This window comes from Bradyrhizobium sp. F1.13.3 (assembly GCF_040548265.1).
Classification (GTDB): Bacteria; Pseudomonadota; Alphaproteobacteria; order Rhizobiales; family Xanthobacteraceae; genus Bradyrhizobium.
Genome location: NZ_JBEPRI010000013.1, coordinates 112,519 through 125,672 on the forward strand (window position 1 = coordinate 112,519; position 13,154 = coordinate 125,672).

Genomic DNA, 13,154 nt, shown 5'->3' on the forward strand with positions numbered 1-13,154 from the left:
ACATGAGGGGAGAAGGAAGTAAGCGGGCGGCCGCTCGCTACTTCAGCACTCCGATTTCGCGGAAGTATTTTGCGGCGCCCGGATGGATCAGCTCGGGCTTCGGCGCGGCGGCGACGGTGTTCGCGGCCGTGGTCTCGCAGGCCTGGGCGAGCTGCTTGCAGAATGTCGGCTCGACACTGTGGAGCGTCTTCGCCAGCCGATAGGCGACATCGTCGGGCAGATCTTCGCGCGTCAGCACAAAGCTCCAGGAGCCGAGCGAGGCGATCGGCTCGGATTGGTTCGGGTAGCTGCCGGCGGGCACGGTGAGCGGCTTCAGGAACGCGTGCTTGGCGCGGACGCGCGCGATCTCCTCGGTATCAGGCGCGATGAAACGCGCGCCTGACGCGCTCGAGGCTACCGCGGCAAAACCGGGCCAGCCGATCCCCGCGCCCCAGAGTGCTGCGACACGGCCATCCTCGACCATCGCGGGGCCGTCGCCGGCGCGGTCGAGATAGATCGCCTTGAAATCCTCGTCCTGCCTCAACCCGAGCCCATCGAGCACGTAGCGCGCCAGGATCGGCAAGCCGGAGCCCTTGGCGCCGAATGCGACGGGCTGGCCGACGAGATCGCGAATGGTCTTGTAGGGGCTGTCCGCGCGCACCACGAACATTCCGGGGTTGGAATAGATCGCCGTGAGAATCTTCAACCGTACCGGCGCGCGGCCGATGCCGGCGAAGGCTTCATAGGCCGGCTCGCCCGCGACCAGAGCGAGATCGAGCTCGCCCTTCTCCAGCAGCGGAATGTTCTCGTTGCTGCCTTTGGTGTTGCGCGGGGCGATGATGGCTTGCGGATCGGCCGCGTTCATCGCCTGCGCAAAGGCGTTGCCATAGAGCGGAAAGCCGCCGCCGGGCGTCGCGGTGCCCAGGCTGATCGTCAGGCCGGGTGTCGTGCTCGGAATGGCGTTGCCTCCGGTTTGAGCGATGGCGGGGCTTGAAAGCAGCGCCGCGCCGAGAACAAGGGTGATCGCGAATCTCATGGTCGGTCCCGGCGGGGGCGCGTCAACATCGACTTGCGGCGATGTAGGCAGCGCCCCGTTTTTGTGAAAGCATGCAGCTCAACGACAATAGAACAATGGGAGGCGTCATGTTGCGAATTTTGCGTAACAGTGTTTTCGGGCTGGTTTTCCTTTCAACGCTGTTGGGCGCCGCACCTCCCGCCTCCGCCGCTTATCCCGACCGTCCCGTGCACTGGATCATCGGCTTCTCCGCCGGCGGCCCGGTCGACATCGTGGCGCGGATCATGGCGCAGTGGCTGACCGACCGCTTCGGCCAGCAATTCATCGTAGAGAACCGCACCGGCTCCGGCGGCAACATCGCGGCCGCTGCCGCGATCACCTCACCGCCAGACGGCTACACGCTGCTGTTCGTCGCGCCCAACAACGCGATCTCGACCTCGCTCTACAAGAAGCTGCCGTTCGACTTCCTGCGCGACACCGTGCCGGTCGCCAGCATCATGCAGCTCACCAACATGCTGGTCGTCTCCAACGCGTTCCCGGCGAAGACGGTTCAGGAGTTCATCGACTACTGCAAGGCCAATCCCGGCAAGATCTCCTTTGCCTCGTCCGGCAACGGCACCTCGGTGCACATGTCGGCGGAGCTGTTCAAGGTGATGTCCAAGTGCGACATGGTGCACGTGCCCTATCGGGGCTCGGCGATCGCCTTCCCCGACATCATCTCCAACAAGGTGCAGCTGATCTTCGACAACCTCCCCTCCGCGATGGAGCAGGCCAAGGGCGGCAATGTCCGCGCGCTCGGCGTCACCTCGCCGCAGCGCTGGCCGAGCGTGCCGGACGTGCCCGCGATCGCCGAGACGTTGCCCGGCTTCGAATCGGTCGGCTTCTACGGCATCTCCGCGCCGAAGGGCACGCCGCCTGATGTGATCGAGATCCTCAACAAGGCCGTCAACGAGGCGCTGAAGGACCCGAAGCTGGTCGCGCGCCTCACCGAGACCGGCGGCATCCCCAAGCCGATGACGCCGGCCGAGTTCGGCAAGCTGGTCACCGACGAGACCGAGAAGTGGCGCAAGGTGGTGGAGTTCGCCGGCGTGTCGGTGGACTAGCGCCGGGGAACTGCCGCGCGCCTGCAGCGCGCCAACGAGACGTCGGAGGGGATCGAAAGACCCCTCCCGACAAAATGTGCGAAAACAACCCCATGCACAGTAGAAACATCTTGGGATTACAAGGGGTTACAGAATCGAAAACCGAGCCCCCTGGCGCGATTGCCAGGGGACGGGGGCGAAGGCTCGGCGAGGTGGGCTTGCGCCGTCGGGCAAAACAGGACTATAAGGGCATCATCGCAAATTTCGGTTATTCAAAAATCTCAGGCCTTGCCGCGCCAACGTTTGCAAGCGCCGGCGCCAGCATTGCACCCCCGCCTCCGTCCCTGTAAACGAACCGCGCACCGTTGCCGGCCGCGCAGTCCCGCGAGCCGTCTCGCGGCGGGGCCTGTAGCTCAATGGTTAGAGCCGGCCGCTCATAACGGTCTGGTTGCAGGTTCGAGTCCTGCCGGGCCCACCAATGAAATCAGTGGGTTATCGACGTCGGGATTTTCGTTGCGGACCGTTTCGCGGACCGGTTGCTTCTGATCCTAATTTTCTCACCAGCACGTTTAGTTAATAGCAGAGCTAACACGCGCGACCTCTTCTTCTCCGGTCCAAACACGTCCCGCCACCTAAAGCAGCCAACCCCGTTCGCCGAATGCAGAAAGATCAACTCCAGGCGGGGCATACCATCCCCCTGAGCCATAACGGGCACCGAGCTTCAGAGCGACCTCCTTGTTGCCATAAGGAATCCGCAGTGGCGTCCTGCTTGAGTTTGCTGGCGCGGGACCTATCGAAGCGGCATTGGTGTCAACTTTTTGCTTTCGAGACCTCTTCGGCGGCGCAGCCTGGGATGCAACCGACCCAACCGGTCTGAAGGAGGTCTTGCGACTGGGCTTGCGGCTTTTTTTGCCTCGATTCATATCAATCCAGGCGGACATCGCGGCCGAGTTGGTTCTCGCATCATCGGGGATGATGAGACCTTTCCCCTGCGCCAGTTTTTTGGCGTACAACAACTGTGCTGGACTTACCGGTTTGGGGGCGAGCTTACCGGCCGTTTCGCCGTCGGACTTTTTAGGCGCGTGCTCGCTAAGGAATTTGCGGCAGATCGATATCGACGCCTTGTAGCCGGGTGGTGGCTTGATGCCCTTTTGCCGGACGAGGCTCTCAGCAAAGCGTTTCATCGCAGGCGTCGGCGGAAACGTTCCTGGGCCATTACCGCCTGCGCTGCCAAGCAAGGAAGGCAACCCTGCGGTAGCACCCTCCTTCAGCTTGTTGATAATGCGCTCGGCGACATCGCATACGGCGTCAATCGCGCCGACCATCTCCTGTTTACCTACAACGACATCGTCGAGCAGGCATTCAAGTTGCGCGGTCACGCCCGGATCGACAAGCGCCGGATCGGCTTGTTTGAGAACGCCGAACAACGACAGGCCGGTCTCGGTCGGCACAATATTCTTTCCCTGGGCAATCAGCAAACCTTGCTTCTTCAGCCCGCCGATGTTTTCGGCTCGGGTCGCAGGCGTGCCAATACCCTTGGCCTCCTTCAAGCGATCCCGCAAAACCTCGTCATCAACAAAACGCCAGGCATTTTGCATAGCCTCGATCAGAGTGCCTTCGTTGTAACGTGGCGGCGGCCGGGTCTCCTTGTTCTCAATTTTTGGATCTTGCAGTTGCGCGCTCTCGTCGTTGCGTAGCGGCGGCAGCAATTGTGCCTCGTCACCCTTTTCGTCAGCGGGTTGCCACTCCGGGAATGCCGCTCGCCAACCTAGATCAATGGGCTGGCGACCGGCGGCGCGGAACTCGAAGCCGTGCACATCGAGCGTTGCGGTCGTCTGCCGGTAGCGGAAGTCGGGCATCAGGGCGGCTAGATATGCCCGCGCGATGACGTCAAAGAGTTTCTTCTCGTCGGACGACAGACGAGGCCAGACCTCCAGCAGCTTGTCGATGGCGTTGACATTGGGAATGACGGCATGATGGCTCGCCCCCTCCAGCCCCTTATCGTAGAAGGTGCCGCTCGCACCTCTACGAATCACCGGCGGCTCGGGTAACGGGATCGCGCTGAACGATTGGCCCACCCGCAGTCCGGCTATGATTCGCGGCACGTCCGATATCAAGCTCTGCGGCAGATAGCGCACTTCGGCGCGAGGATAGGTGACAATCTTCTTGCCCTGGCCGTCATACAGCTCCTGCGCCAGTTCGAGCGTTTTGCTGGCTGACCAGCCGAAGCGCGAGCCGCAGAGTTTCTGCAACGATGGCAAATCATGCAGCTTGGGTGGCACTTGCCGCTTATCCTCGACGCGCACGGCAAGCGCGCCCTCGAAGCCTTCAGCCGCTTTGACTACGTCCTGGGCAATTTCGCGCTTAACAATTCGGTCCTGCGGCGTGTGCCGCATCTGGAATTGCCCACCCTCAACTTTCGCGGTGGCGACAATCTCAAAATAAGCGAGCGGCACGAAGTTCCGAATTTCCAACTCGCGCTTGCACACAATGGCTAATGTCGGCGTCTTTACGCGACCAACCCCGATCACTCTTCGCTCGCCCTGTCCCAGGATGACGGTTGCGGTACGAGTGAGTGACAGGTTGTAAATCTGATCGGCCTGTCGTCGCGCAACGGCGGCGGCGTAAAGGCGGGCATATTCGATATTAGGTTTTGCGCGACCGAATGCGTCGCGGATGGTCTGCGAATCCTGCGCGGTGAACAGGACCCGCATTACCTGACCGCGATACTCGTAATGCTCAAGAATTTCCTGACCGATCAGCTGGCCTTCGCGGTCGCAATCGGTCGCAAGCCAAACTCGCTTGGCTGTGCGCAACGCCTCGCGAATGGCCTTGAGCTTGGCGGCCTTGTTGCCGCCCTCAGCCGGACGCGTTCCGTAAAGACCTTCAGGCCGCAACAGTATCGGGGACCAACGCTTCCAGGCCGGAACAACGTCTTCCGGTTCGAGGAGGTCGAACAAATGGCCTTCAGCTGGAAGAACGTCGCCGTAGCGAGAACCGATGGCGGCACGGACGTCTTTGGCTTGGCTGGTTTTCTCCGTGATGACGATCTGATCTGCCATGACGGCCCACTTGGGAGGATGTTCTTAGCGACGTATTCGCGACGTATCCGGTATAGAACATATCATGAACACGAGAGACGTGCAATGTATCCGAAAGGCAAATCCCGACGGCGGAAGTTTTGCTGCCTTGCCTCGATTCGGGTAGGCCGATGCCGCCCCTTAGACGACCTGCAAGCGAGCCGTTATGAGCGCCTGAAACCCGCGGCTCCGTCGTCCTCAGCTTGCCTCTTACCTTAATTTTAGCTGTGGCCAATGCTCGGACAACCATGATCGGCAACGATTAGTCTGGCATACCAAGTGACGTCGCTAGAATGTGACGCAAGGCTCTTAGCCGTAGAGATTGATCTCCCATGGAAGCGTTCCTCGCCTACATTTTTTCGCTATACAACGCGATACTGGTCCCTTTTGGAACGCCAGATTTTGGACCGAAGCTCGCAACGGGTTTGTTGGTTCTCGCTGTCGCCGTCTTCCTATGCTTTCTCTGCTTTGCATTGCCCCAGTCGTATCGGTTACGTTCGGCATTGCTCACGGTCAAAGGAAACTCCGGCAAGGAGAGTGCGCACGAGAAGCGGTCCGCCTTCCAAGAAAATTACGACGCAATCGATAGCGCTCTGGTATCGAATAGAGCGACCTCAAGTGTATGGCAAGAATTCCGCAAAACACTCATTTTTCGCAACGGCCCACGATCAGTAATTCTAGCCTCAGCGCGGCCCGGCAACTTCTTCAATCCGCGAAGCCTGTTAGTTCAGTATGATTTCGTTCGCAGTTTGCCCAACTACTTTGTCGGATTGGGGCTGCTCGGAACTTTTATCGGACTGATTGCTGCGCTGACCTTCTCGACGCAAAGTCTAACGGCGGCAGTCGATCAAGAAAAAATCAAAGAAGCGCTCAATCAACTCCTCACCACAGCTGCTGCGAAATTCTATATTTCCGCCGCTGGATTGGTCGCGTCGCTGGTTCTATCGCTGTTGATTAGGTTGATACTTAAACATCTTCATGGCCGGGTCCATCAGCTCAACGATGCTCTGCAAGAGCGCCTACTTTTCGTCAGCGAGCAAAACATCACTGAAAGACAGCTATCAGTCCAGCAAGAGAGCTTAGCGGAGCTGAAGTTGTTCAACACCAACATAGCCATGAAGATCGGTGACGCCGTCAGATCGGCTGTCCAGGCCAGCAACGATACCGTAACAACCAAGCTATCTGAAATTGCCAATGCGTTCTCAAAGTTGATCGAAGCTTCCGGAGCGGGCGCTGGAGCGGCGGTCAACGAAGCAATGAAGGGCGCTTTTGATACGAGCCTGCGTCAGGCAGGTGAAGCAATAGGAAGTGTCGCGACAGAGCTACAGAGCCTGCCCGCTCGTCTTAACGCTGCTGCGACCTCGATTCAGAACGTCGGTGATGCTGCTGCCGAACAGCAAGAGAAATTGGCCGCAAAGATGCAAGAGGCTGTTCAGTCTATCCTTCAAAATGCTGGCACTCAAATTGCCGATAATATCCGAGGAGGCACACACGATTTGGTGCACGGCCTTACCCAAACCGGGTCCACTTTTGGAGAGAGCGCGCGGCGCATCGAAGCAATTTTGGAACGGTTCAGCGAAAGCGGAGATGGTTACATTGAGTCCCTTAGTGCCCTTTCCGCGAAGAACGCCGAATTGCACACTGGTCTCGGAGCAGTCTCCGCCCAAATCGCCGCCGCCGCTGATAGCGTTTCCAGCGCGGGCTCAACGGTGGACAGTAACATTAGCAAACTGCTTTTAGGGTTAAATGACGTCACTCGTTTGGTCGCGGAAACAAACCGTACTTCTAAGGAGTCGGAAGCCGCCGTCAGGGTTATGATCGATACCCTGCAGAAGCAAATGTCGCTGCACATGGAGCGTTTCAACAACGTAGACGAAACGTTAGCTCGTGTTTTTAACTCTATTGGATCTCATCTCGAGTTGCAGGCTAAACAAATGGGAGAGCAGCTAACGACGATGGATCAAGCGCTCGCACGAGCTGTCAATCAATTTGAACAATTGATCGATGACCTAACCGAGACGCTGTCTGCGCGGAAGCTGGCTCAATCATGACAGACATTGAGCAGCCAGGTCATGAGGAAGAGGAAAGCTACTTCATTTCAATGACCGACATAATGGTCGGAATGCTCTTTGTTTTCATTATTTTGCTAATGTATTTCGTCTTTCGGATTCAGAACCAAAGTGAACCAGTAGTGCCTTTGTCAGAGCACCGGGCGATTTTGATAGAGCGCGATAGATTGGCTGAGAACCTGAGACTAGCAACGTCTCGGATAACGGAGCTTGAGAATGAAGTTAAGCGCCTCAATAAAAACCCGCTCGAAAAATATTTGAAACTGGCTGATGCGGCGCGCGAAAGCATACTCTGGGATTTGCAACGAAGCATGAAGAGTATCCCCGGAATTGCCGATGGAGACGTAAAGATTTTACCAGAGCAAGGGATTCTTCGCCTTTCCGGAGATATGCTTTTTCCCAACGGAGTATCGATGATCGTACCCGGCTCTCCGAGCGAACGTGCGGTCAAAGCACTCTCAGTCGCTCTGGCGAAAGTGTTACCTTGCTTCAGCGTTGGTCCCGCAAGTAATCCGACGAAAGCGTGCAATCCTAACGCCGTCTTTATAGACGCGGTATTTGTTGAGGGGCATACAGACAACGCGCCCATCAAGGGCCTTCTTGAAGGTAGTATCAAAGACAATCTTTCTCTGTCGGCGAGACGAGCAATAAACACAACCCAAACAATTTATGCGGACCAGCCAAAGCTTTGGCAGATGCTGAGCATATCACCAAGCCAAGAAGGGCGGCCGTTGGGTGAGGGGACATCCCCCCTAATCAATGCTGCGGCTTTTGGCGATACGCGACCTGCCTTTTTGAACAACACTGAGGACGGAAGAAAAAGCAACCGGCGCATTGATCTTCGAATTCTCATGTACTCGCCGAAGACGGATAATCTGGGCACAGTGGACAAACTCTTGGATCGTTGATGCACCTCTTGAGAGCCATCAAAGCCTTTCCTGCGAAGCGGTTGGCGCGATTAACCGTGCCCACTGCTGCGGCTCTCAAAGATGCATGCGGTTCGTTTGAAGGGGTGAATAATCATCTGGAGGACGAGAAAGGTAGGTTAGAACGCATTTTAGCTTCGTTTCAAGATGGTTCGATTCGCGCGCTGGGCAATCGCGATATTCGGTATGTCACCGCCGGGATTGGTAGCCACTCTGCCGTGGGAGAGACTCAAGTCAGGAAACTTCTAGAGGAGATCGAGCGTCGCAAAAGCTATCGGCTGGTTCGCGCAATCTTCAAATCGCTTCTGGCCAGCTACCGTACTGTTGCGGTGCGACACCAACTGCGCGTCTTCCTAATACGCCATTTTGGATCCCTGCCCTACAACGTGCAGCAATTTGCGAAGGAGTCCGGGATTCTGGAGGGTGACGAAAGGTTGACTGCGTTTTCTCGACAACTCAGCCAGAGCAAAGACATCCTTAATTTTTGTGTTTCGAAAGGGATAAGCAGCCAGATCCTCGCGAGCGAATATGGTACGGAGTTGAAGCTCGCCTCGATCCGAGCCGCATTGGCCGATCCGGTACCTGACACGATTAAAGAGCTGTTTAGCTGGACATTCGCAGACATAAATGGGACGCCTATCAGCGACTATTACGAGGCAATCCTCGCGCCATTTGGAAAGGTTGTTCCCCCAGCGGAAGTCCAGAAAGTGCTGATGAGCACGTTGGTCAAGAAATTTAGAGATCCGCGGATTGAAGAGTGGCCAAGACTGGAAGGTAAAAGCAGCGAAGACCGGAGGGAGGCCTGTTTAGGCACCATAAAGCGCTGGCTTTCTATCGAATATTTGGATCTGTTCATAAAGATTATCGAGGCGACCGCGGTTGATCGTCAATTCAACCCACGGAAACGCTTTTGGTTGCGATACTTCGAGAGGGGTGTGATCTCTGACTTGACGTTGGTGTTAGCGAGCGATGCCAATGCCGTTGCTCGAAGGACGCGCGGACAGAGCGCAGAGTCGGAGTATATGAAATGGGCAAGTTTGAATGCGCTCCCAGATCAATCCGTTCTGTTAATGCGTCTCGGTGACCTTGTGATTGCAGAGTGGAGTCACAACGGCGCGATGCGGTTTTGGAAAGCTGACAGCAGAAGCGCCCCCCAGTTCCATTTGAAGGACTACAGCGGTGCTGACCTTAGAAGTGGTAGCATTAAGATCAAGGTCGGAAGCGGCTATAGAGATTCCATAGTGCACACACCTAACGGCCAATGGATGACGTGGGCCAGCAACGCGATTGAATTTCACACTGGCGTGAGGGTTTAGCATGATGGAAGTTCGTTCCGATATCGGGGGCGACGGCTATCATCTGCGTATCGGTCGTCATCGGGGAGGAGTGTTCCGGCGAAAGGCGTCTTTCGAGGCGGTTTCCGATTGGGATAAGGGGGTGGCGGAGCTGCCCCCCCTTACTGCTGCAATAATCGATGAGCTCGACTACGCGAAGAAGCTTAGCCGGATTGATTCTCAAAGCGTGCTTCTTGAATTCGCCAGCGCGGCGGGGATCCAGAATAGCGATGCGGCTTTATTGGGTCTCCCTCCTCCGTTCCCCTACCAACTCGACATACAAAGTCGGGGAACACTTGGATCTGCCAATTTTCAGGTCCGGTATAGCGTAACTCAAGGAGGTGTTCGCGTTGGAGGCACAATATCGGAGGGAATCTTTAGTCAAGGAGAGCAGACGTTCAGAATTGCAGGACTCCTGTTTTCCTTGCTTTATCGTATCGACCGTCTGAATGCGGAGATTGGCCCAGCCGGAAAGATGGAGCAATTTGCAGCGCTTCGTCTGCTGCTACCGGAGGAGATAGACAGTTCAACGGTTTATGCCGACGATTACTTGCTCCGGATTCGTATTGCGCATGTGACCGCAATTAGCCTTAAGCCGTCGGTTGTTGACGGTAACGTAAGCTTTGATCCCGTTCCAATGCGACGGCTAGATCCGGAGGATCATGAGGCGGGAGCTGAATTGGCTATAACGCCACTCGCAAGCGAAAAATTTGGATTGGAGTTTCGCAGGCAGAGTGACGTGAACTCAACTTATGCTATCGAGTCTGGTCAGTATCTTTATATTGACCCGTCGGTCCGTACCGCGCTCCGTGTTGTGAAACAGAAGCAAAGCGCCTCTCTCGAGGAGCGTATGGCGTTCCTGATGTCGCCTGCGAAGACGTTCACCGACGCGTATCGTCAAACGGGCGTAGAAGAGCCAGAAATCCCACTGGGAGACACCATATTTTTTGAGACTGCGGAATACTCGGATCGAATTACTGGTATCGGCGAGTGGATTGCTCCACAACTCGGCTATTTGGAATCAGGACAGAACAGCTGGCTTCCTGAGCGATTTTCGGTCGTTCTCGCTGGAAAGCTAATCACCGGCGAGCCGGATGACGTGCCGGATTGGATTGAGCAGGTAAAAGTGGCGATTGCTACGAAGGCAGCAGAAGTGAGTATCGGCGGCGTAGATGTGCCGACCAATTCTCCGGGCTTGCTTGCTACACTTCAGCGGCTGCGACCCGCCGAGGTTCAGCCGACTGACGTTAAGGCGCGCAAAGTTGATGAGACGCCAAAGCGCCGCATTCACATTCTTCAGACTAAAAGCAATTTTGATAGCTCTGAATTCAAAAGACAAATGAAGGCCCGTCAACTTGGTGACGTTTCCCTTCCGCCTATGAAAGCGAAACTGAAGTCTCACCAGGAAGAAGGGGTGTCTTGGCTTACGAGCAGTTACGTAACCGGCTGGCCCGGCGTGTTGCTGGCCGACGACATGGGATTGGGCAAGACGCTTCAGAGCTTGTCGTTTTTGATGATATTGCTGCGCGAGCGCGTAGTAAGGCGCGGCCGACCGGCACTCGTCGTTGCGCCCACGAGTCTCCTGCGGAACTGGCAGGATGAGCACGCGAAGTTCGCTTTTGACGAAGGCTTAGGAAAGCCTTTAGTGGCCTTCGGTAGCCAGCTTCGCGGTCTAAGACTGGGAAAGACTAACATCGACGGCCTTATGTTGCTCGATGCAGCACAAATCGCAAATGCAAACTGGGTGTTGACGACATTTGAAACCATCCGTGATTACCATATGAGCTTTGCTCAGATACCGTTCAGCGTCGCAGTCTTGGACGAAATTCAAAAGGCAAAGAACCCGGCGACTCGAATCAATGCTGCCCTCAAGACCTTGAACGTGGATTTTGTGATTTCGATGACTGGTACGCCGGTTGAGAATAGCATTTCGGACCTCTGGGCGATCACAGACATTACTGCGCCGGGTTATTTTTCTTCCCTAAGAGAGTTCATGAAGACGTACGGCAAGGCGCAACCGGCCGAGGCGAGGCAATCCGCTCTTGAGAAGCTATCTGCTGAATTATTGCAGAAGTCCGAGGTCGATGGCCGCGTAGTTCCCCCTTATGCTCTAAGACGTATGAAGGAAGATGTAGCAAAGGACCTCCCAACAAAGCATCAAGGCCGAATGATTCGAGCTTACATGCCTGAAGTTCAGGCGCAGCGTTATGCCGACGTGAGCGCGGCAACTCAGGCCGGGAAAATTAAGATCCTCCGTGCTCTGCACGATTTTCGTTCAATCTCGCTCCACCCGGTGGATCCTGATGCGGTAGAGGGAGGACTAATGCGAGGCGACGAATACATAAAAATGTCGGCTCGCTTAGATCAGGCGTTTAGTAAGCTCGAAGGGATTGCGCAGAAAAATGAGAAGGTCATTATTTTCGTAAATAGCAGGCGCATGCAAACCGTCTTATCTCGGCTCATCAAGCAGAAATTTGGTTGTCCGAAGCCGGAATATATTCGGGGTGACACAATTCCTGGGCAGCGTCAGGAGATTGTCAATCGATTTTCCGCTCTGAGCGGTTTTGCAGCACTCATTCTTTCTCCGCGCGCAGCAGGAGTTGGTCTAAATATCGTAGCAGCAAACCATGTGGTCCACTTGGATCGGTGGTGGAATCCAGCAGTTGAGGATCAATGCACTGATCGTGCATATCGTATTGGTGCGATAAAGGATGTCCATGTTTACACGGTAGGTGCTATCCATCCCGTGCTTGAGGAGAATTCTTACGATGTCATCCTTGACGGATTGCTGGAAAGCCGTCGCGAGGTGTCGCGTCGGATATTTACCTCTTCGGAAATTTCGGCAGGCGATTTTGCGGACATTTTGAATGCCGCTGGGGGTAGGCGGAAGTCAGAGGACGTCCTTACTGAGATTGACCGTTCAGGCTATCTTGGGCTTGAAGAATTTGTCCGCGACTGTCTGCTTGTTGAAGGGCTGGATGCAAACCTAACTAAGCGAAGCGGCGACGGTGGTGCAGACATTGTCGTCAAGGATGAGCTGGGCCAGATTATTTACCTTGTTCAGTGTAAGCATACATCAGAAGTTGAGACGCCGATGGACGGAGGTCTGTTGGTCGATGCTCAGCGTGTGCGAGACAATTGGCGAGCGCCGGGAGCAGTTGTGGTGGGTATCTCAAATGCAAGAAAGTTTGCGCCACGTGTAGTTGATGGCTTCAAAAAGATAGGTGGACGCTTGATCGCGCGAGAACAATTGACGCATTTACGGCTCGGTTAGCGGCGCGCGCTGACGGAAAGCGTGCCTCATCGTATTTCGCCGTTTGTACGAGCGGACCTTTCTAGCCCGGTACGGAACGACGGAAGCGGATGTGCGTGACGGCCTCTGACTTTCGTCGAGGCGCACGTCTACTCTCATAACGGTGACGACTTCGTGAGTGTCGATACCGACTCAGGAGTTGCAAGCGTTCGGTGGTCCAGTGTGTCAACGTCCATCGGACCTAGTTCGCCAACGGTTGGACGATGATCCAGGCGGTGCGTGGGTCGGCCAGGACTGCATCCAATAATTTATCCGGCAGCGGATCGCTTGGCGCCGCATCCGGCTAATGGATATCTCGCCGACGAGCAGCCTCCCGCGCCAGCTTTTCCATCTGTTCGGGTAGGGCATTCGCCAGC

7 protein-coding genes and 1 tRNA gene are annotated in these 13,154 nt (G+C 55.9%); 6 read left to right on the forward strand and 2 right to left on the reverse strand.

What is annotated here, in order from left to right; all coding sequences use genetic code 11:
• Window positions 1–37: 37 nt before the first annotated feature.
• Window positions 38–1,015, reverse strand: a complete 978-nt coding sequence (locus ABIB66_RS29945) for a TAXI family TRAP transporter solute-binding subunit (protein WP_354210410.1) — start codon at window positions 1,013–1,015, stop codon at window positions 38–40.
• A gap of 107 nt (window positions 1,016–1,122) precedes the next feature.
• On the opposite strand from ABIB66_RS29945, the gene ABIB66_RS29950 reads away from it, so the two are divergent.
• Together ABIB66_RS29950 and ABIB66_RS29955 are read left to right on the forward strand one after the other, a co-directional pair.
• Window positions 1,123–2,097, forward strand: a complete 975-nt coding sequence (locus ABIB66_RS29950; RefSeq protein WP_354210411.1) for a Bug family tripartite tricarboxylate transporter substrate binding protein — start codon at window positions 1,123–1,125, stop codon at window positions 2,095–2,097.
• A gap of 381 nt (window positions 2,098–2,478) precedes the next feature.
• Window positions 2,479–2,554, forward strand: a tRNA-Ile gene (locus tag ABIB66_RS29955).
• A gap of 154 nt (window positions 2,555–2,708) precedes the next feature.
• On the opposite strand, the gene ABIB66_RS29960 is transcribed toward ABIB66_RS29955, so the two are convergent.
• The gene (locus tag ABIB66_RS29960) at window positions 2,709–5,138 is read right to left on the reverse strand and encodes a type IA DNA topoisomerase (protein ID WP_354256612.1); all 2,430 of its coding nucleotides are present in this window, start codon (window positions 5,136–5,138) and stop codon (window positions 2,709–2,711) included.
• A gap of 350 nt (window positions 5,139–5,488) precedes the next feature.
• On the opposite strand from ABIB66_RS29960, the gene ABIB66_RS29965 reads away from it, so the two are divergent.
• The 4 genes from ABIB66_RS29965 to ABIB66_RS29980 are packed head-to-tail and all read left to right on the forward strand — an operon-like array spanning window position 5,489 to window position 12,759.
• Window positions 5,489–7,207 (forward strand): hypothetical protein, encoded by a 1,719-nt coding sequence (locus tag ABIB66_RS29965; protein WP_354256615.1) that lies wholly within the window; start codon window positions 5,489–5,491, stop codon window positions 7,205–7,207.
• Window positions 7,204–8,133: an OmpA/MotB family protein gene (locus tag ABIB66_RS29970; protein ID WP_354256618.1), complete on the forward strand. Its 930-nt coding sequence runs from the start codon at window positions 7,204–7,206 to the stop codon at window positions 8,131–8,133. The genes ABIB66_RS29965 and ABIB66_RS29970 overlap by 4 nt, the downstream gene beginning before the upstream one ends.
• A gap of 8 nt (window positions 8,134–8,141) precedes the next feature.
• Window positions 8,142–9,467, forward strand: a complete 1,326-nt coding sequence (locus ABIB66_RS29975) for an EH signature domain-containing protein (protein ID WP_354256621.1) — start codon at window positions 8,142–8,144, stop codon at window positions 9,465–9,467.
• A 1-nt stretch (window position 9,468) separates the two neighbouring features.
• Window positions 9,469–12,759, forward strand: a complete 3,291-nt coding sequence (locus ABIB66_RS29980; protein WP_354256624.1) for an SNF2-related protein — start codon at window positions 9,469–9,471, stop codon at window positions 12,757–12,759.
• Window positions 12,760–13,154: the final 395 nt, after the last annotated feature.

Bases quoted from the DNA above. Each gene is read 5' to 3' on its own strand.
- ABIB66_RS29945 (WP_354210410.1), bottom strand. From the start codon at position 1,015: ATGAGATTCGCGATCACCCTTGTTCTCGGCGCGGCGCTGCTTTCAAGC.
- ABIB66_RS29970 (WP_354256618.1), top strand. From the start codon at position 7,204: ATGACAGACATTGAGCAGCCAGGTCATGAGGAAGAGGAAAGCTACTTC.
- ABIB66_RS29980 (WP_354256624.1), top strand. From the start codon at position 9,469: ATGATGGAAGTTCGTTCCGATATCGGGGGCGACGGCTATCATCTGCGT.
- ABIB66_RS29960 (WP_354256612.1), bottom strand. From the start codon at position 5,138: ATGGCAGATCAGATCGTCATCACGGAGAAAACCAGCCAAGCCAAAGAC.
- ABIB66_RS29950 (WP_354210411.1), top strand. From the start codon at position 1,123: ATGTTGCGAATTTTGCGTAACAGTGTTTTCGGGCTGGTTTTCCTTTCA.
- ABIB66_RS29965 (WP_354256615.1), top strand. From the start codon at position 5,489: ATGGAAGCGTTCCTCGCCTACATTTTTTCGCTATACAACGCGATACTG.